The 18,165-nt window shown below is 64.2% G+C and carries 17 protein-coding genes; 10 read left to right on the top strand and 7 right to left on the bottom strand.

Translation table 11 applies throughout. The annotated features are described in order from the left end of the window. Nucleotides 1-1,114, bottom strand: a 1,114-nt coding sequence (locus HMPREF1138_RS04335) for an HAD-IC family P-type ATPase (RefSeq protein ID WP_039936867.1), incomplete at its 3' end; no start/stop codon positions are given. 419 nt (nucleotides 1,115-1,533) lie between these two features. Between HMPREF1138_RS04335 and HMPREF1138_RS04325 the strand changes: the two genes are divergently transcribed. The 6 genes from HMPREF1138_RS04325 (at nucleotide 1,534) to HMPREF1138_RS04300 (ending at nucleotide 7,205) form a co-directional block, all read left to right on the top strand. After that, a complete protein-coding gene (locus HMPREF1138_RS04325; RefSeq protein WP_009056970.1) occupies nucleotides 1,534-3,015 on the top strand; it encodes an alpha/beta hydrolase in 1,482 nt (493 codons plus the stop codon). Continuing rightward, nucleotides 3,012-3,674, top strand: a complete 663-nt coding sequence (locus tag HMPREF1138_RS04320; RefSeq protein WP_009056987.1) for a hypothetical protein — start codon at nucleotides 3,012-3,014, stop codon at nucleotides 3,672-3,674. The genes HMPREF1138_RS04325 and HMPREF1138_RS04320 overlap by 4 nt, the downstream gene beginning before the upstream one ends. A gap of 132 nt (nucleotides 3,675-3,806) precedes the next feature. After that, nucleotides 3,807-4,157 carry a hypothetical protein gene (locus tag HMPREF1138_RS04315; RefSeq protein ID WP_009056966.1) on the top strand — a complete coding sequence of 117 codons (351 nt, stop codon included), beginning with the start codon at nucleotides 3,807-3,809 and terminating at the stop codon, nucleotides 4,155-4,157. Next, nucleotides 4,157-5,842 carry an alpha/beta hydrolase gene (locus HMPREF1138_RS04310; protein ID WP_009056962.1) on the top strand — a complete coding sequence of 562 codons (1,686 nt, stop codon included), beginning with the start codon at nucleotides 4,157-4,159 and terminating at the stop codon, nucleotides 5,840-5,842. The genes HMPREF1138_RS04315 and HMPREF1138_RS04310 overlap by 1 nt, the downstream gene beginning before the upstream one ends. Beyond that, a complete protein-coding gene (locus HMPREF1138_RS04305) occupies nucleotides 5,842-6,528 on the top strand; it encodes a DUF4853 domain-containing protein (RefSeq protein ID WP_009056968.1) in 687 nt (228 codons plus the stop codon). The genes HMPREF1138_RS04310 and HMPREF1138_RS04305 overlap by 1 nt, the downstream gene beginning before the upstream one ends. Continuing rightward, the gene (locus tag HMPREF1138_RS04300; RefSeq protein WP_039936861.1) at nucleotides 6,525-7,205 is read left to right on the top strand and encodes a DUF4853 domain-containing protein; all 681 of its coding nucleotides are present in this window, start codon (nucleotides 6,525-6,527) and stop codon (nucleotides 7,203-7,205) included. Before HMPREF1138_RS04305 ends, HMPREF1138_RS04300 begins: the two co-directional genes overlap by 4 nt. 88 nt (nucleotides 7,206-7,293) lie before the next feature. Here the strand turns inward: HMPREF1138_RS04300 and purB are convergent, their stop codons facing one another. The 3 genes from purB to HMPREF1138_RS10670 form a co-directional block, all read right to left on the bottom strand. Then, nucleotides 7,294-8,751, bottom strand: a complete 1,458-nt coding sequence (gene purB / locus HMPREF1138_RS04295) for an adenylosuccinate lyase (protein ID WP_009056986.1) — start codon at nucleotides 8,749-8,751, stop codon at nucleotides 7,294-7,296. A gap of 90 nt (nucleotides 8,752-8,841) precedes the next feature. Continuing rightward, on the bottom strand, nucleotides 8,842-9,642 hold the full coding sequence (locus tag HMPREF1138_RS04290; protein WP_009056960.1) for a hypothetical protein: 801 nt from the start codon (nucleotides 9,640-9,642) through the stop codon (nucleotides 8,842-8,844). Nucleotides 9,643-9,645: 3 nt separating this feature from the next. After that, on the bottom strand, nucleotides 9,646-10,935 hold the full coding sequence (locus tag HMPREF1138_RS10670; protein WP_009056964.1) for a DNA cytosine methyltransferase: 1,290 nt from the start codon (nucleotides 10,933-10,935) through the stop codon (nucleotides 9,646-9,648). A gap of 260 nt (nucleotides 10,936-11,195) precedes the next feature. Here HMPREF1138_RS10670 and HMPREF1138_RS04280 point away from each other — a divergent pair, with 260 nt between their 5' ends. Continuing rightward, entirely contained in the window at nucleotides 11,196-11,501 is a 306-nt protein-coding gene (locus tag HMPREF1138_RS04280; protein WP_009056983.1) for a hypothetical protein, read from the top strand. Beyond that, entirely contained in the window at nucleotides 11,495-13,177 is a 1,683-nt protein-coding gene (locus HMPREF1138_RS04275; protein WP_039936857.1) for an alpha/beta hydrolase, read from the top strand. The genes HMPREF1138_RS04280 and HMPREF1138_RS04275 overlap by 7 nt, the downstream gene beginning before the upstream one ends. Nucleotides 13,178-13,205: 28 nt before the next feature. Here HMPREF1138_RS04275 and HMPREF1138_RS04270 read toward each other — a convergent pair whose 3' ends face one another. Continuing rightward, entirely contained in the window at nucleotides 13,206-13,592 is a 387-nt protein-coding gene (locus HMPREF1138_RS04270) for a phage holin family protein (RefSeq protein WP_009056974.1), read from the bottom strand. A gap of 65 nt (nucleotides 13,593-13,657) precedes the next feature. On the opposite strand from HMPREF1138_RS04270, the gene hisC reads away from it, so the two are divergent. Next, entirely contained in the window at nucleotides 13,658-14,722 is a 1,065-nt protein-coding gene (gene hisC, locus HMPREF1138_RS04265) for a histidinol-phosphate transaminase (protein WP_009056989.1), read from the top strand. A gap of 67 nt (nucleotides 14,723-14,789) precedes the next feature. Here the strand turns inward: hisC and HMPREF1138_RS04260 are convergent, their stop codons facing one another. Continuing rightward, nucleotides 14,790-15,572, bottom strand: coding sequence for a YwiC-like family protein (locus tag HMPREF1138_RS04260; RefSeq protein ID WP_009056981.1), 783 nt, complete (start codon nucleotides 15,570-15,572; stop codon nucleotides 14,790-14,792). Between the two features lie 221 nt (nucleotides 15,573-15,793). Here HMPREF1138_RS04260 and HMPREF1138_RS04255 point away from each other — a divergent pair, with 221 nt between their 5' ends. Beyond that, entirely contained in the window at nucleotides 15,794-16,777 is a 984-nt protein-coding gene (locus tag HMPREF1138_RS04255) for a bile acid:sodium symporter family protein (RefSeq protein WP_009056975.1), read from the top strand. A 130-nt stretch (nucleotides 16,778-16,907) separates the two neighbouring features. Here HMPREF1138_RS04255 and HMPREF1138_RS04250 read toward each other — a convergent pair whose 3' ends face one another. After that, complete coding sequence (locus HMPREF1138_RS04250) at nucleotides 16,908-17,309, bottom strand: hypothetical protein (RefSeq protein WP_009056958.1); 402 nt, start codon at nucleotides 17,307-17,309, stop codon at nucleotides 16,908-16,910. Nucleotides 17,310-18,165: the final 856 nt, after the last annotated feature.

The raw sequence follows: 18,165 nt of genomic DNA, 5'->3' as shown, positions 1-18,165 counted from the left end.
TGTCGGCCTCCGCGGCGGCGGCCAGGGCCAGCAGCTCGCCCTCGGTGACGCCGACAGTTGCCGCGACACCGGTGACCGCGTGCGCGCCCTCGGTCAGGGTGCCGGTTTTATCGAAGAGCACCACGTCGATGGTGCGCATCCGCTCGAGCGCCATCCGGTCCTTGATGAGCACCCCGGATTTCGCGGCCCGCTCGGTGGAGATCGCAATGACCAGCGGAATCGCCAGGCCCAGGGCGTGCGGGCAGGCGATGACCAGCACCGTGACCGTGCGCACCACGGCATCGTCCGGGCTGCCGATGGCGGTCCACACCACCGCGGTGATCAGAGCAGAGATCAGCGCGAACCAGAACAACAACGCCGCCGCCCGATCCGCCAGGGCCTGAGCCCGGGAGGAGGACTCCTGTGCGTCGGCAACCATGCGTTGGATCCCGGCCAAGGCGGTGTTCCCGCCGGTAGCCTCCACCCGGACGCGGACGGTGTTGTCGGTGGCCACGGTACCGGCGACCACCCTGTCACCGGTGTCGCGGAAGACGGGACGGGATTCGCCGGTGATCATCGCCTCATCGAATTCGGCGGCTCCGTCGAGGATGGTTCCGTCGGCCGGCACCCGGGCACCGGCCCTCACCAGCACGACGTCGCCGACGACCAGCTCGGAGATGTCCACGGTGCGGGTGGTCCCATCGATGACTTTCTCGGCCTCATCCGGCAACAGGGCAGCCAGCGCGTCAAGCGCGGAGGACGCACCCCCGAGAGCGCGCATCTCCAGCCAGTGGCCCAGCAGCATGATGGTCACCAGCAGGGCCAGCTCCCACCAGAAGTCCAGGTCAAAACCGCCCAGCCCCAGAGTGGTGACCCAGGAGGCGACAAACGCCACGGTGATGGCCATGGCAATCAGGAGCATCATCCCGGGTTGGCGGGATTTCACTTCCTTCCATCCGCCCTTGAGGAAAGGTGTTCCGCCGTAGACGAAGATGATCGTGTCCAGTACCGGGGGAACCCAGGTGGATCCGGGGAATGCCGGGAGGGGGTAGCCGAGCAGGTGGGCGACCATGGGGCTGAAAATAACGACGGGAATGGACAGTATCAGTGACCACCAGAAGCGTTCCCGAAACATTGCGGTGCTGTGCCCGGCGTGTTCGCCGTGACCATGAACCTGGTGGTCTTCGTCCAGGACGGAGTGCGGGTGACCGTGGTGCATCGCCTGGCCGTGGGTGTCGGCATCTGCGTGGTGTTCGTGGCTGGCATGATCCGGGTGGTGGGTGTGGTCTGTTTCCGGAGCGGGGTGATCACCATGGTGATCACCGGAATGGTGGGGAGTGCTCATGACGTTCCTTTCGCTCAACCCGGTCGGGGTCGAGATGATGGGTGAAATCGATCAGGATAAGATGGTGTAGATGATACCCCTAGGGGGTATGGGTGTCAAGGGGGTGTCGTCAACGAGCGCTGTGGGGGTGGCGACACGCATCCCCCAATGCGGCGCGCCCAGCCCCGGCCCGCCGTAGGGTGGGGGGAGCACACAGGTAAGGAGGGGACATGAAGCGACGCCCGCGTCGGCGCTACCGCGCGATCCGCCGCGTCCCCCAGGCCTACCCCGGCTTCTACCTGCGCCTCAAAGTCGCCCCCATCGTCCCCGCCCTTGCCGCAACCGTCGCCGTCGGCGCCCTCGCCGAAATCCCCGCGCTACCCGAGGATGTGCGTGCTCGCGCGCGTTCCCTCTCCGACGACATGGGCACCGTGATCAGCGAACAATCGCAGCGCATCTTCTTCGATACCCCGGGCCTCGACACGCTCCTCATTCGCTCCCTCTCACACGTCGCGCGGCGCACCGCGACCGTGGGACGCGCGTGGGCGCGAGCGGTCGTGGCCATCGGCGCGGATAGGGACGGGCGCATGTCCCGCATGCTGCCCCTCATCCCCAGGCGCGGGTACGACGCCCTCATGACCGGAATGCTGACGATCGGCACCGCCGTGGGTGCCCTGCGCGGCGGCGCAGTCCACGTCGCCCTCCTGCGCGACTCCGATGCCGACCCGGCCTTCCAGGACCCGCTGCCCGGCCACCCCGAGGCGCAGATCCGCCGCGTCGACGCGCCCGCGGTCCTGTCCGACATGTGCGCCGACATCGACGAGCTCTACTGGTCGCGCACGATCGGCCCCGCCGTCAAGATCACCCGCGTCGGCGAGGGCGAGGCGCGCCGCTGGCTCCTTTCCCTGGTCGGCACCGAGTCCATGACCTGGCGCTCCACGAACAACCCCGCCGACGTGGAGACGAACATTCGCCTCATGCTCGGCCTGGAGGCCTCGATGAGCGTCGGCGTCGTGCGTGCGATCCACGCCGCCATGGAACGCGACGGAGTGCCCGCCGACCGGTGGGCGCGCGAGCCCGTCCTCATCTGCGGCCACTCCCAGGGCGGAATCGTCGCCGCCGCCCTCGCCTCGGTCCCACCGCACGAGGCCGGGGTGAACGTCGCGGGCATCCTGTCCACGGGCGGCCCGAATCGCCGCATCCGCGTGCGCCCCGACGTCGTGACCGTGGCCGTCTACCACGACCAGGACGTCATGCCGAGCCTCGACGGCTCGCCCGACCGCGCCCCCGACCGGCGCGTCACCGTCGGACGTAGCCTCGTGAGGCCTCGTACCCGCCCCCTCTACTACGCGCACTCCTCCTCGACGTATACGGAGACTGTGCGCCTCCTCGAGCGCAAGGTGCGCGTGGCCCCGTGGGGGCGGCTGGCCTCGTCGATGGCGGCCCTGCAGGATTTCCTGCCCACCCCGGGCGAGGACACCCGCGTCATGCACTACGAGATCTGGCAGGACATCCTGACCCCCTCCGCCGAGGGCACGTGGGACACGGTCGCCGCGCTCGAACGCGCCAGCGCCTACGAGCCCGCCACCTACCCCATCGACTACGCGGCCGAGGCGCCCAGGCTTCCTCGCGTCGCACGCCCCAAGCGCCGCCGCCCGTCGGTGCTCGGCACCCTGTCAGCGCTCGTTCCCTTCAGAAAGGACAGGTCATGAACGACCCACACGCCCCCCTGCGCGAGGTGCGCCGCTGGATGCGCGTCTCGACCCCCGTCAACAAGGCGGCCTCCTCGGGCCTGCGCGGCCGTCTCCCGCAGATCGCCGGGCCGCTCATGATCGGCGCGCTCGGCGTGGGTGCCCTGGGCGCCGGGATCGCGTGGCGTGCCCTGTCCTCGACGCGCGGAACCGGACGCACCCAGCGCTTCGTCGACCTCGCCACCGCCGCGCTCGACTCGCGCTTCCCGGAGAGGGTCACGGACGAGGCCGGGGCTGGTGTCAATGACGCTGGTTCCGGTCAGCACCGCGTCGTCAACGTGGAGGTCGGCGAGGGATTCGGGCGCCCTTCCCTCGTGTCCATCGACGTGGTCCTGCCCGCCCAGGATGCGCTGACCGACCCCGTGACGGCGACGTTGGCGCTCGACGAGATCACCCGCGCGACGTGGAACAATCCCGAAATGGTTCCCGTGAGCGTGCGCGCCCGAGTCCTCGTCGCGCGCACGGACGACGGCGACGCGGACTCCCTGGCGGCGCCGGGCGCCCAGACCGACGCGGTCGTCGACATGACCGCGCTCGGCTTCGAGGACGAGATCGCCCGCCCCGACGAGCTTTACAACCGCTACGGCGCGCCCGAGGGCGACCCCGCCTGGAGGCCGTGACCGGAGCGTGAGTCCGGGCCTCGTTTCCTGGTTGGAATGGGGTGTTCCACCCCTTGGGGGTGCTCTTGTTCGTGTTGTGACCGTTTGGTAGTGTCTGGCTTAACAGCACCGAAGTGACGTCGAAGGAGCATCATGGCTGGCGATCTTGTTATCGAAGAGGGGGACCTCGAAGTCCTGCGCGACCGAACGAGAGATCTGTCCAGCAGACTGCAGTCGGTGACCGTCGCGACGGCGGGCGACTACATCTCCTCTGCAGTCGGGGGAAGCCCGCTCGCAGGCCAGGGGCGCAGCGCGGGCGAAACGATTGACGAGGCAGTCATTGCACTGACGCGCGACCTGGACGATTTCTCCCAGTCCGTGAACGACTCGATCAACGCCTATAACGCAACCGACAATAAAGCTGCGGTGAGCTTCCAACAGACCGCCCACGGCGGCCCGGCGATGACGATGGACGACCTGCGGCGTATGAGGGAGGAACAGTAGTGGCAACCTGGGCGGACATTCAGAGCTGGGAGCTCAGCTACGTGGAGGAGGCCGAGGACCTCATCGAGGCCGAGGTGCGCGAGGCGCGCGAGATCATCGCCGACCTCGAGCACGCCGCGAAAGACATCCGATCTCAGGGCGAGGCGCCCGACCGGATGCGCCAGCGACTCTCCGAGATCCAGGACAAGCTGGACTCGCGCCTCAACGAACTCACCGAATACGCGCTGGCAACCGCAGAGCTGCACGGGTACGTGAGCCGGGTTGCGGCAAAGCGGAAGTCCGCGTGGGAGGTTGCGGCAGAAGTTGGGTATGACATTCCGGAGAGTGGTGTTGTTCAACCGTCAGCGCCTGAAACGAGGTTTGAGCCGGTAGCGAGTAAGTTTGCTGAGCTACGCGATTGTGTTGACGATGCAGTGCGAATTGCGACGGAAGCCGAGGAAACGGTGGGGCCACGCTATCAGGCGTTGGCCGACGGCCAGTATGTCCTGGCCGAGGGGCGCCACTCGGAGTCCGCGGGCCTGGCAAACGACGCCGACCCCTCGTGGACCCCCGAGGAGGTCTCCGTGTGGTGGGCGCTCCTGTCGGAGTCCGAGCGCGAGGCGCTCATCAACAAGGATCCCGAAAAGTACGGCAATCTCAACGGTATCGACATGGCCTCGCGAGCAAAGGCGAACGATCTCGTGTTGAACGGGCGCATTGACGCCGCGGGACATCGTATCCCGGGGACGGGCCTGCTTGAGAAAGCCCAGAAGGAGTACGATGAAGCGAAAGCTGCATATGAGAGGGATAAGGATTCATTCTGGGGTAGGCAGTACAGTGATGATGAAGCACTTGAACGCTATCGCAACGCAGAAAATAAACTGAATGATCTCTTAGCTATCAAAAAAGCCCTTGATGGTAATTCAGATATCTCACTTATTGCTCTTGAGTTTGGTGAACGTGGAGAAAACGTGCGTGCGGCACTCGCTATTGGAGATGTCGATAACGCGAAGCATGTGACAACACTTGTCCCGGGTATGACTACGAGTTGTCGTAGGAGCACAGACCTCAACTTGGGGTATGCGCGTAACATGATCGAAGCAGCGGAGGATGCGGGCGGGGCAGAAAAAGGAAGTGTCGCAGCGGTTGCGTGGATGGGCTACGAAGCGCCTCCGCATCCTGAAGAATTGGACTTTTCTGTTGCGTCGACACACAAAGCGGAGGTGGGAGGTCAGAAGCTGAACGGCTTCCTGACTGGAATCCACTCGTGGCGCTCAGAGCGGGGGATGGACGTGCATCAAAGCGCGATTACGCATTCCTACGGGTCCACGACAGGAGGCTTCGCGATGCGTGATATCGGAGAAGGCGTCGTCGATGACTTCGTGTACACGGGTTCCCCGGGCTCAGCGGTGCATTCTGTTGGGACGCTGGGGGTAGACCCCGACCACACGTGGGTGTCAGCGATTCCGCTACACGATGATGTACAGGGAATGGGGCCCGATTGGACCTTCGGCCGTGACCCCAAGGAGCTGGAAGGGATCGGGCATCTCTCGGGTGACGCGACTGGGGGAGACGGATATAACTCAGATCCAAACGCCGGCACATTTGCGAACCACTCCGCTTATTTCTATAGGGCGAAAGAGGGGCAGCATAACTACTCCCTTGAAGACATCGGTAAGGTCATCGCGGATACGAAGGAGAGGTAATGAATCGGAAACAGCTGGCCGCGCTGATGAGTTCTGCCTGCGTCTCTCTGGTTCTGGCGGCGTGTATTCCGAGCCCACCGGATGATGCTGAACTGTATTTTGGACGCGGCAGCGGGAGCATACCTATCTCCGAGGGACAGACGACGGAGGTTCACATCAGGGATACCCTGCCCCGGTATCTTGGTATCATCGAGGAGGTCGTCGTCGAGTCCGGTGGTGTGCTAGGAGTCGGCGGCAAGAACCGAGTCGACGGTTGCTTGACGACGGACACGACCGATATAGATATCCATTGGGATTCGATGGTTATTCCTGCGATCGACTATGAGGATTTGCGTCGGATGGTTGTCGAGGGGGCACAGCGTAACGGCTTCGGCTATTCGTGGGATCCGGTACGCAGAGATAAACTCAACTCTCGCACTGTTGCTGTCGGGGATGGCTATGGGAATAGTCTGGTTTTCTATCATCACGAGGCTCAGAACCGCATTGTCATTAGTTTGTATTCGGGGTGTATGCTCCCGTCGCAGCCTCTCGATCCGGACGTCCCACTCTCGTCCTATCCGCTGCCTAGCCCCGAAGAGATGTTTCCGAATCTGACAATCGTGCAGGCCTTTGACGATAACGGCGGTGAGAATCCTGAGTTACGATCGCAGTCGGGGGTTCAGTCCGGAGTGCAGACGGGGGAATGAACATGACAAAGAAATGGACCCCAGTACGCGTGGGTGCGTGGTGCGTCGTGGTGGTGGCCGTGTTGGGTGGGTGTCATGCAGCAAAGTCGCGCGATGCTGAGCTCGTTCCCTTTCCTCAGCGTGTGAGCATTGAGGAGTACACGAGCCGTCAGCTGCTGGAGATATCGAGTATGGCTGTGCAGGTGGCCGCCGAGACCGGTGGTGAGCTGACGGTGATGGGCTTGCCGTATGTACAGGTGTGTGGCAGTGGTGATACCCAGGGGTATCGCCTGGTTGGCTACACCACGGTGGCTCCGTCGATGTCCTTTGAGCGGCTCGAGAAACTGGTGACAGAAAACAAGCCCGATTGGGCGGTGACCGTGCAGGTTGACAAGCAAATCGATAGGGATGCTACTCGGGGTATTCAGCTGATCGACAACTATGGTGGCATGGCCGAGTTCAAGTTTTCGGAGGACTCTATTGCCGTGAGGTCGCGTTCTGCGTGTTTGCCGACGGATAAGCCCCTGGATGATCCCGGTCAGTTCGTTCTGCCGTCGGTTGAGGAGGCGTTCCCGGGCGTGCATGTGACGGTCAGTGACAATACGGATCCGGACCTGCATCCAGTCCCCACGCTCACCCCGGGTGCTTATGCCACCCCCCAGTCCGGCGCCCAGAGCGGTGCCCAGTCGGGCTCGTAACCCCCGCCCCGGCCTCGTCGAGGAGGCGAAGAAACGGCAAAGGCGGCGAGGCGCGAACCCGCGCACCCGCCGCCCCAACCGCTAGAGCTCAGGCCTCCCAGCGCGCCAGGCGCTCGGACAGGCCGATGTAGGTCGCGGGGGTCAGCGCCAGGAGGCGCTCCTCCACCTCGGTGGGCAGACCCAGGCCCGCGATGAACTCACGCATGTCTTCCGCGCCCACCTCGTGGCCGCGCGTCAGCTCCTTGAGACGCTCGTAAGGGTTCGCCATGCCGGTCGCGCCCGCGATCGCGGCGGCGCGCATCGCCTGCTGGACGGCCTCGCCGAGCACCGCCCAATTCGCATCCAAATCGCGGGCCATACGAGCCGCGTTGATCTCGATGCCATCCAGGCCGCGCACCAGGTTGTCGTAGGCCAGCACCGCGTGGCCGAACGCGACGCCCACGTTGCGCTGCGTCGTCGAATCCGTCAGGTCGCGCTGCATGCGGCTGGTCACCAGCGTCGACGCCAGCGAATCCAACAGCGCGTTCGACACCTCCAGGTTCGCCTCCGCGTTCTCGAAGCGGATCGGGTTGACCTTGTGCGGCATCGTCGACGAACCCGTCGACCCCTGCGCCGCCAGGTTCTGGTGGAAGTAATCCATCGAAATGTAGGTCCACGCGTCCGTCGCCAGGTTGTGGGCGATACGGCCCGCGCGCGCCACGTCCGCGTACAGCTCCGCCTGCCAGTCGTGCGACTCGATCTGCGTCGTCAGCGGGTTCCACGTCAGGCCCAGGCCCTCCACGAAAGAGCGAGCCAACGTCGGCCAATCCGCGCCCGGCACCGACACGACGTGCGCGGCCCACGTGCCCGTCGCGCCGTTGATCTTGCCCAGGTACTGAGTGGCCTCGACGCGCTTGATCTGGCGCGACAGGCGGTGCGCGAACACCGCCATCTCCTTGCCGACCGTCACCGGCGTCGCCGGCTGTCCGTGCGTGTGCGCCAGCATCGGGACGGCCGCCCCGGCCTCGGCCAAGCCGCGCAGGCGATCCAGGAGCGCGCGGATCGACGGCAGCCACACCTGCTCTGTCGCCGCCTTAATCGTCAGCGCGTAAGCCAGGTTGTTGATGTCCTCGGAGGTGCAGAAGATGTGGACGACCTCGCGCAGCGAGGGCAGGGACGTGCCCTCGCCCAGAACGGAGGAGGCCGCCTCCAGGTATTCGCCGATCAGGTATTCGACGGCCTTGACGTCGTGGCGGGTGACGGCCTCGAACTCGCCCAGGCGCTTGATGTGCTCGGCTCCGAAATCGCGGGGCAGCGCGCGCAGATAGTCGCGCTCCGCGTCCGTCAGCGTGGGCGCGCCCGGCAGGACCGAGTTGTCGAGCAGGAAAATCAGCCACTCGATCTCGACGTGCACGCGCGCGCGATTCAGGCCCGCCTCGGACAGGTAGTTCGCCAGCGGCGCGGCGACCGCGCGGTAGCGCCCGTCCAGCGGGCTGAGCGGCTCACCCCCGCCCGCCAAGTCCGAATAGCCGTGGGCAGTGGAGAACAGTGTCATCGTGTCGCTCATACCCCCTATCTTCCCAGAACGGTGGGCCTTCGGGACGCTGAGTCCGCGCGGCGGTTCGTGGCGTGGGTAACGCACGAGGCCGGGGCCGGGTTAGGGGTTCAGTCGGTACGATTGCAGGTCCGCAGGCGAAATTGCATCCGCTGGGACGAGTTCATAGTGTTCCTCACGCCTGACCCGAAGCTCACCGTCCTGGAGTGCGAGTTCAAACAACGCAATCAATCCGTCATCCGCAAACTGCGCAGCAATCGGGCGAGCGATCATGGATGGCCACCTGTCAGCGCACACCGCGAGGTCTTGTTCCGCCTGTGTCACGCCAATTTCATCCTTGCCTCCCTTTGCCTGGACCGGCAAAATGTACTGTCTGCCGCCGCCGTCGACGCCAACATAGATCTCATCAATTTCTACTTGCCCAATACCCGTTGCTGTTGTGCGTAAGTGGTTTTGGAGGGAGTAGGTGGTGATACCCAAGAAGATATCAATGAGACGGTTGTAACGAACCAGGGCGAGCAGTGCCTGCTCATCACCGAGTGCAGAGGAGCGAATAATCTGAGGAGTCGCGTCCGGAATCTTGATGCGGGCGAGAGAAAGATTCGGAATGATTCGAACCTGTTGTTTTACGAGCTCGAACTGGTACTCAGCTCGTCCTTTTCCACGAATAATCCACTGCATGCCCTCCGGTGCTACCGTGCGTATGCTCTCAGGGAGTGTTCGGCGATAGCGGAAAGCATAGACGAGATCTCCGAGGTTTTTGGGTGCTCGAACATCGAGTTCTTTCGCTGCCTCAAGGAGCTCCTCTCTCCTCCAAATAGATGTTGTGCCGTCGTGAAAATGTTTGAAAAAGATCCTTTCCAAGATGAGTGAATACAGATCTGATGAGGCTTCTTTGACCATCAGCTATTTCCTATCGCGTTGAGGGATGACACGTTCTTTGATCCCGTAGTACTTTTCTGCTTCGCTGGCGTTCATAGACAATAGTTGGGGGGCGCCCAAGTCGATGATCCCGCCACGCGTGGGGGTGACATTGTCCGCCTGTAGGAGGGCAGCGCCTAGGGCGCGTCCAAGCCGTGCAGGCACCGAATTGCCGATCTCGCGGAAACCATTCCACTTCGTGACGTGGAACCGGAACCAGTCGGGATATCCGTGAAGACGTGCCGCTTCTCGGACAGTGATGACGCGAGGGTACGTCGGATGAATCGGCCGAGGTGCGGTGAAAGCCCCACGATCAGACGCAGTTCCTGCGCGCAGCGTGTTGCAGATTCCCTCGGGGTTTAGCCGAAGGAAACGTGAGACGGGCTCAACATCACCCGGTGTCGTCGCATTGAAACGTTCAATTGATGTGCTTGTGTGGTTCGTCCGATTCGATGAGGTCAACACGGAATGGTCAAAGCGGCGAGGGTGCGAGTAATCGTCCGCAGCAGTTGTTATGCCGCGCAGCTCTGCCGCGTAGTCCGAAGGTGTGTTGTAAACAACGTCGGACGTGGTGTCTCCTTCGAGGAGCTCGTTGATCGAGTGAGCGTCGGGAATATCCGAGAGCGCGTCATTGACGGAGGGGCCAAAGGGCAGCACAGGATCGCTCGGGAGAGGCTTGTTCCGAATAGGTCGAGGTGTGAAAAGCGGTTCTGGATAGTGCGGTAGAGGCACGTCCTCGCGGGCGCCCAAAAGGATGAGGCGCTTACGTGATTGTGGCGTACCGTAGTCCGCTGCCTGCAAAACGCGATAAGGGGTGAGTACCTGATACCCCCCATCAGACAGAAGGTCGATAACTTCTGTGAGCAGGTGACGGTGCTTGCCGACAGTCAGACCCGCGACGTTTTCCATGAGGAAATGACGGGGCTGCAGTTCGAGAACCAAACGTACATATTCTTTCAACAGTGCGTTTCGAGGATCATCGATAGCGCGGCGGCCAATGAGGGATATCCCTTGGCATGGCGGGCCGCCGGCAACCAGAGCAATCTCCCTGTCTCCGATCTCGGATTTGATGCGAATCTCAGCGCCGGTGATGCCTGTAACATCTCGCGCAAAGGTCTTTCCGTACGGGAAGTTGTACTCGTGGACCGCTGCGTGAATGGGATCATACTCGACTGCGGCCGCGATTTCGTATCCGGCTTGTTCGAGGCCGAGAGATAGTCCTCCTGCTCCTGCAAAAAGGTCTACGGCGAGCGGTCGTGTGTAGTCGAGTGGCATGCATCGATGCTACAACGGTGCACCTTCATCAGTGGTTCACCTCGATAGAGAGTTGTTCACGTTCGCTAACGGGGGAGTGCCCGATACCGTCCGGGGGGCGACTTCGCTTTATCCACAGACCAACGCGGGCGGCGTCTATCCACAGGGGGTAGTTCGTGTCGCCCGCTATCCACAGGGCTGTCCGTGCGGGTAGAACCAGCCACGGCCTCGCGCGTAGCGTCTTGATTGTCACGACAACGCTTCCAACGAAGGGAGTCCCCATGCTCATCGATGCGCTCGGGCCCGCCGGGCCCCTCAACTCCGCCCACGGCCTCGTCGACGACCTGCGCGCAGTGCTCGCGGATGCCTCGTGCCCCCAGTGGATGGGGACGGCAGGAGATGGATACCGGGCCAGGCGCGACGAGGCCGTCGCCCAGGCCCACACGGTCCTCGAGGAGATCTCGCAGGCCCTGGACCTGGTCCCCTCATTCGAATCGGAATGCGCCAAGACGCTGGCTGCCGCACAGCGTGCCATGTCGACCTCATGCAAGGTCAGCATCGACATGGCCCTGTCGGGGAGATGGTGACCGTGTCCTTCGATCCCCATCGCGACGTGTCCGTCGTCTCTGGCCCCTTCAGCGTCGACGTCAACGAGCTGTGCGCCGAACACACGATACTGACATACAAAAAGCTGTTGATCATCCAACCCGCCCGGGGCGCCCTCACCACGGCCCTATGGGAGGCGGAGGCAGCCACTCCCGCCAACCCGCTGGCCGGTACAGCCCTCGTCGACGCGATCCACGGGGCGCTGGCCGCGCTGGACACCCTCGAATCCCGCATCGACGAGCTGCTGTGGAAGCTCCAGGACGCATCCCTGACCTACGGGGACGCGGAGGCGGGAGCGTCGCTGTGGGAGGCCGTCCCCGGCAGCCCGATGGGACCGCAACTCACCCCGATCGGCATGGCCAGGTTCTATGCCACGGGAGGCCTCGCGGGCGCGGTGTCGAGCGCCCTCTTTCATGGGCAGCAGGACGCGGCACATGACCTGGGACTTCCCTGGCTGCCAACGGTACTCAACCCTTCCGCGGCATCGTTCGTGGGAAACAGGGACCTGATCAACACTGGTATCGACGGCCTCCTGTTCTACGTGCACAAGGACGACATGTCGGGCGCCCGCTTCCAGCGCGACCTCGGCCGATTCGCCCTGGACGTCAACTCGGTACCCGTATTCAGGGACGTTGCACGTGGCCTGTCATCCTTCGGCTTCGGCGTCAGCCAGGACCTCAACTCCACATCGACGGCCTCGGCTTCAGGCGTAGCAGCACTCGCCGCCGCGTGGTGGACCGGTTGTCGGCGGGAGAACGGCGCGAGCTACGGGGTCGTGGTCAAGTCAGCCAGCGGAGACATGCGCGTCCACTACGGCGGAATCGGCCTGAAGAAATGGCCAGGTGAGCTTCGGCAGCGAACGGCTGAGACGCAGGAGTCGATGCCGGATGCGGCACCCGACACCCACTACGAGGGGGCACCGACCAGCGCCGACCTCATCGAGCACATCGTCGACATGCACGGTGGCGACGCCAACAACGGCGAGATCGCCATCGAGGAGCACGTCACGACGGGGGAGGACGGGACGCAGACGCGCTCGTGGACCGTCGACATCCGCGGCACGCAGTCCTTCACAGTGGGCACGGATGGGCCGCAGGACATGCTCACCAACCTCCAGGGCGTCGGCGGCATGAACTCCGACCAGTTCTATGCCATCCAGGAGGCGATGAAGGACGCGGGCATCGCACCCGGTGAAGCCGTCGAATTCGCCGGGCATTCCCAAGGAGGCATCATGGCCGCCCAACTGGCCGCCGACCCGGACGTGCGCTCCCGCTACAACGTCGTCTCCGTCGTCACCGCCGGATCCCCGACAGCCACCATCGCCCCGACCGACGTCCCCGTTCTCTCCTACGAAAACTCTGGCGACATCGTCCCCGGCCTCGACGGCTACGCCACGCAAGGAGACAACGTCACCACTGTCATGTTCCACGACTACCAGGCCACCTGCGATGGGACCGACCCCGTCCCCTGCTCACACTCCGCCCCCGTCTACGTCGAAGAGATCCGCAGCTCCCTGAACGCCGCCAAGGCCTCGACTGACCCGGGCCTCGGGGCGCTCGCGGCCGCCGAGGCCCGCCGCACCCAGGCGCTCGGGCTGACCGAACGCACACAAACCACCGTCCACCACTACCAAACGAGGCGCATCACCGACAAGTGATGCGCCCCGAAGAGGAGGGAGGTTCGACCTAGTCGCGCTTGTCTTTCTTGTCGTGCAGCACGCCCGACACGAGGGAGGCAACCACCGACGTGATGACGGCGCCCGCCAGGCATGACCAGAAGCCGCCCGTCGTCATGGGAATGCCCAGCGATGTGGACAGCCACCCCGTCAGCGCGAAGAGCAGCGAGTTCGTCACCAGGGCAAACAGGCCGAAGGTCAGGAGGTATAGGGGGAAAGCCAGCGTCTTGACGACGGGCTTAATGATCGAGTTGACCAGCGTGAACACGAAAGCGATGACGGCGAGGGCAATCACGGTTCCTGATGCCGTCGTCGACGTGACGGAGATCGACGGGACCAGGAGCGTCGTAACCCACAGTCCGGCCATCGTGGCAACGAGTCGAGCAATGAAATCCATTTGTTCATTCTTGCGCACTGGGACGTTGCTTGCACGGCGCACCCCCATGGGCTAGGACTACACACATGAGCAACCTGCGCTTCCGGCCCGCCGTCCTCTCCCTGCCCCGCTACAAGCCCAGCAAGTCAGCGCCCGACGCCGTCAAAATCTCGTCCAACGAAATGCCGACCCCGCCCAGCCCCGCCGTCCTGGAGGCGATTGCCCGCGAGCTCGACACAATCAACCGGTACCCCGACCTGACGGCCGCGCCCCTGCGCGAGGCGCTCGGACAGCGCTTCGGGGTCGGCGCCGACCAGGTGTGCGTCGGCACCGGCTCCTCGGCAATCCTCGTGGCCGCGCTGTCCGCCGTCTGCCAACCCGGCACCCAGGTCGTCTACCCGTGGCGTTCCTTCGAGTCCTACCCGATCGCCGTTCCGACCGTGGGCGCCGACCCCGTGCCCGTGGAGCTCCTCCCTGACGGCAGCCACGACCTCGCCGCGATGCGCGAAGCGATCACGCCCGACACCGTCGCCGTCATCCTCTGCTCTCCGAACAACCCGACCGGCCCGGCCCTCACCTACGAGGAGATCGCCTCCTTCGTGGCGGACGCCCCCGACGACGTCATGATCATCGTCGACGAGGCCTACATCGACTTCGCGACCAAGCCCGGCGTGCGCAGCGCGGTTCCCCTCATCGATGAGCACCCCAACGTCGTCGTCATGCGCACCTTCTCCAAGGCCCATGCGCTGGCCGGCGTGCGCGTCGGCTACGCCATCGCAGACCCCGAGGTGATCGGCGCCATTCAGTCCCTCCTCGTGCCCTTTGGCGTCAACTCCCTCGCGCTGGCCGCGGCCCGCGCCTCCCTCGCGGACGCCGAGGCTGTCCAGCGCGCGGTCGCAGAGATCGTCGCCGAACGCGAGCGCATCGTCCCCGCCCTTCGCGAGCTCGGATACGACATCCCGGACACCCAGTCGAACTTCTACCTGCTGCGCGGGAGCGTCTACGGCCTCGTCGATGCCTGCGCCCGCGTCGGCCTCATCGTGCGCCCGTTCCGCGAAGGCGTGCGCGTGTCCGTGGGCTCGCGCGAACAAAACGACCGGTTCCTATCCGTGGCCGCCGACTTCGCGCGCGCCGAGGGCATCGGCGCGTAGGGGCGTGTGCGAATGGGCACGCCCAACGAATCGGACGTGCCCATGGCCACCCACCGAAACGCGGTGATTACGGGATCAGCAGCGAGACGATCAGGAGAAGCGACCAGCCGAGCTCGCTATAGCCGACGAGCTTGGGCGAGAGCGGCCGCGCCCGCTTCCGACTGATCGTCGGCATCACCCACGCGCGAACCGTCAGGAACGCCCACATGATGACAGGCCAGATCGCCAGCGCGCCGAACCACCACGCCACGGCCGCGCCGAGCGTGAACGCCGCGTGCAGCAGCGTCGAACCCACCGCCCAGCGCGGGTCCTTCCGGCCTCGGATCATCGAACGCACCAGCGGAACCGTGCCGATGTAATGCAGACCGAACGCCGCGCACGTCGCCCACGCGTGAATCGACACCGCGGCCGGAGAACCATCCGCGGTCGCCAGCGAAAAAGCGACGGGTCCCATGATGGAGCTCGCCAGGATCGAGGCAGCTCGGGCGCCCAGGGAACGCTCACGCCCCTGCCACACCAGGTAGATCGCGGACGAGGCCAGCGGCGCGAAGGCGATGGCCCACCACAGCAGCTGGGGACGCATCGCGAGCAGCGTGATGCCGGGAACGGCCGCGAGGACGCCGTAGGTGATGATCGCGGGCACGATGCGGCTGCGGCGCTTCGCTGGGGTCTTGACCCACAGGCACACGGCCGAGAACATCTGGAACGCCATCGCCCACGCGAGGAACATGAGGATGACCAGCCACGAGAAGGTGAAGGATAGCGCCCAGCCGAGCAGTGGTGGCAAGGCCATCATCGTCCATGCGCCGTGCTGGTCGGAGAGCCAGCCGTTGCGGGCAAGCTCGCGCATGCGGGGGTTCTTAGGGTGACGCGGCTTCGGGCGCCCCTGGGGTCGCCCCGGCGTGCGGTCGGGTCCTCCACCCGTGGGGCGTTGGGATGCGTTCCGAGTCTGCAGCGCTGCACTGTGCATAGCCTTAGCTTAGTGAAGTAGTCCTGTGAGGCTCAATACTGAGCTGATCACAACGTGAGATGCGGAAGGGAAGAATTCAACGATCGGTGAAACATGGGGGCATGTCCACATCAGACGCAGTTACAACTCAATCTCCGACTCTGTCCTCAGAGGATCGCAGCGCTCGCATCGCCGTTACGGTTTTTCCGCTGCTGATTCTGGCGGCCTTCGCCATCGCGATGGTCACGCCCGCGACCTTTAAGCCGCTGGCCCCCGGCGTCAACTGGGCCCTCGGTGTCATCATGTTCGGCATGGGCCTGACCCTGACGCTGCCCGACTTCGGGCTCATCGTGAAGCGTCCGCTGCCCGTGCTCGTGGGTGTTGTCGCCCAGTACCTGATCATGCCCCTCGTCGGCTGGGCCCTGTGCTACGCGTTCCGCCTCCCCGACGCGGTCGCCGTCGGCGTCATCCTCGTCGGCTGCGCCCCCGGCGGTACGGCCTCGAACGTGATCTCCTATCTGGCAAAGGCGGACGTCGCCCTGTCGGTCACCATGACCTCGATCTCGACGCTGCTCGCACCCCTCATGACACCGCTGCTCACCGCCTGGCTGGTGGGTTCGCGCATGCCGGTTGACGGCGCGGCAATGGCCAAGAACATCCTGCTGATGGTCCTCGCCCCCGTCCTGGGCGGCTTCATCGTCCGCTTCCTCGCCGGCAAGTTCGTGGAGAAGATCCTGCCGCTTCTGCCCTGGATCTCCGTGCTGGGTATCTGCTACGTGCTGGTCGTCGTCGTGTCGGGCTCGGTCGACAAGATCCTCACGTCGGGCGCCCTCATCATCGCGGTGGTCATCTGTCACAACCTGCTGGGCTATCTGTTCGGCTACCTGGCCGGGCGCGTGGGACGCGGTTCCGACAAGGCTGCGCGCACGACCGCGATCGAGGTTGGCATGCAGAACTCGGCGCTCGCGGCGACCCTCGCGAAGACCCATTTCGCCGCCACCCCGGAGACCGCGCTCCCGGCAGCCGTGTTCTCGGTGTGGCACAACCTGTCCGGCGCGCTGCTGGCGATGTTCTTCCGCCGCTGGAAGAGCGGCGGCCGCGCCTGACGTCACGAGGCCATGGCCGACTCGGGTGCGTCTGCATCCGCACCGTCGGGGCCACTCGCGGCGTGACACAAGGGAGGGACGACCCATCGGGTCGTCCCTCCCACTGCGAGCTGACGGTGTCAGCGGTGACTCAGTTGCCGCCGTTGGGAAGACCGCACGTCGCCAGGAGCGCGTTCTGGTGCGTGTTCAGGTCCTCAGCGATCTGCGTGAATTCGACAGTCTTAGCGGGGTCCATCGAGGTGAGGGCATCAGCATGGTCAGCGAGGTTGCGCCAATCCGCAGCGACCTGGTCAACGGAGGGCTTGATCTCCGTGTTGGTGATCTTCTTGGAGGCGGCCTCGTAGGCTTCGGCGAGGGTAATGTAGGTGTCCTTGCTGGTGGGGTCCTGGCTGACTTTCAGCAGGGCGCTGCTGGACTCGTTCATTGCGCTCTTGAGTTGGTTGCAGGCGTCGGCCTTGGACTGGGCGCCACAGGCGGCCATGCCGAGGGGGAGAAGGGCGACGAGGGCGACTGCGGCGATGCGGCGCTTCATGGGGGGTACTCCTAGACGGTAGGTGATGGGTACCCGGTGAGTCTATCGTCTTTAGAACGTGAGCGGGAGGGACATGGGGTGATTCCACACACCGAAGGCTCACTGTCGCGCTGAGCGCCGGGGATTCGGCGGCCCGCGCTAAGGGTGCAGCGCCCACGGTGCAGCCCACCTCAACGAAAAACAATCGAGAAGGACCGTGATAGGTGAGGTAGTCTGTGATGTGCGCAACCTCTGGGCGCTGACCAGTGCCATGGGCGTCGGAGCTATGTGCTCAGTGATCGTTGATAGGCGGGACGCCTCAGGGAATGATCGGAGCAATGTCGCATGCAATTCGATTGACTGAATGTTCAAGCACGCCCAGAAACGTTGCAATTACAACGATACGAATCCAGGGTGTCCTCAAGCCTCGGGGGAATTGCATGCGAAATTGAGGTGGTTAGCCCATCGGCTGCGCACAAGTGCTGAAGGAATGATGAAAACGCGGAAGACTGGCCCCGCGTCACCCCGGCCGTGTACCCCGCGCCAGCCCGCACGCTGGGCATGTGGGGGTATTCATACCCTCACAATAAAACAACGACCTTCAATGTTAATTTTCCCGCACTAACAAGCCGAAAAGTCGCCACAAAACCAACACGTTTTGTCCTTTAGCTCACCTTCTGCGTGTCGGCGGTCGTCTCGCCGATTCCGCGTTTGTTCTTGTGATTGGGTGCGCTGCACCCGATCCGTAGGCATTACACCCCTTCTGTTCGGGTGCAGCGCCACATAACGGGTGCAGCGCCACATAACGGGTGCAGCGGCCCGTAACGGGTGCAGTGGCCCTCGCGCTGTTGTTTCGACCGTCGCTAGTCCTGCCCGC

This window comes from Actinomyces sp. ICM58 (genome assembly GCF_000283035.1).
Classification (GTDB): Bacteria; Actinomycetota; Actinomycetes; order Actinomycetales; family Actinomycetaceae; genus Pauljensenia.
Note: the sequence above shows the minus strand (reverse complement) of the source record. Positions and strands in the feature narration are given on the sequence as shown.

Bases quoted from the DNA above. Each gene is read 5' to 3' on its own strand.
- HMPREF1138_RS04325 (WP_009056970.1), top strand. From the start codon at position 1,534: ATGAAGCGACGCCCGCGTCGGCGCTACCGCGCGATCCGCCGCGTCCCC.
- HMPREF1138_RS04320 (WP_009056987.1), top strand. From the start codon at position 3,012: ATGAACGACCCACACGCCCCCCTGCGCGAGGTGCGCCGCTGGATGCGC.
- HMPREF1138_RS04315 (WP_009056966.1), top strand. From the start codon at position 3,807: ATGGCTGGCGATCTTGTTATCGAAGAGGGGGACCTCGAAGTCCTGCGC.
- HMPREF1138_RS04305 (WP_009056968.1), top strand. From the start codon at position 5,842: ATGAATCGGAAACAGCTGGCCGCGCTGATGAGTTCTGCCTGCGTCTCT.
- HMPREF1138_RS04300 (WP_039936861.1), top strand. From the start codon at position 6,525: ATGAACATGACAAAGAAATGGACCCCAGTACGCGTGGGTGCGTGGTGC.
- purB (WP_009056986.1), bottom strand. From the start codon at position 8,751: ATGAGCGACACGATGACACTGTTCTCCACTGCCCACGGCTATTCGGAC.
- HMPREF1138_RS04290 (WP_009056960.1), bottom strand. From the start codon at position 9,642: ATGGTCAAAGAAGCCTCATCAGATCTGTATTCACTCATCTTGGAAAGG.
- HMPREF1138_RS10670 (WP_009056964.1), bottom strand. From the start codon at position 10,935: ATGCCACTCGACTACACACGACCGCTCGCCGTAGACCTTTTTGCAGGA.
- HMPREF1138_RS04280 (WP_009056983.1), top strand. From the start codon at position 11,196: ATGCTCATCGATGCGCTCGGGCCCGCCGGGCCCCTCAACTCCGCCCAC.
- HMPREF1138_RS04275 (WP_039936857.1), top strand. From the start codon at position 11,495: ATGGTGACCGTGTCCTTCGATCCCCATCGCGACGTGTCCGTCGTCTCT.
- HMPREF1138_RS04270 (WP_009056974.1), bottom strand. From the start codon at position 13,592: ATGGATTTCATTGCTCGACTCGTTGCCACGATGGCCGGACTGTGGGTT.
- hisC (WP_009056989.1), top strand. From the start codon at position 13,658: ATGAGCAACCTGCGCTTCCGGCCCGCCGTCCTCTCCCTGCCCCGCTAC.
- HMPREF1138_RS04260 (WP_009056981.1), bottom strand. From the start codon at position 15,572: ATGCGCGAGCTTGCCCGCAACGGCTGGCTCTCCGACCAGCACGGCGCA.
- HMPREF1138_RS04255 (WP_009056975.1), top strand. From the start codon at position 15,794: ATGTCCACATCAGACGCAGTTACAACTCAATCTCCGACTCTGTCCTCA.
- HMPREF1138_RS04250 (WP_009056958.1), bottom strand. From the start codon at position 17,309: ATGAAGCGCCGCATCGCCGCAGTCGCCCTCGTCGCCCTTCTCCCCCTC.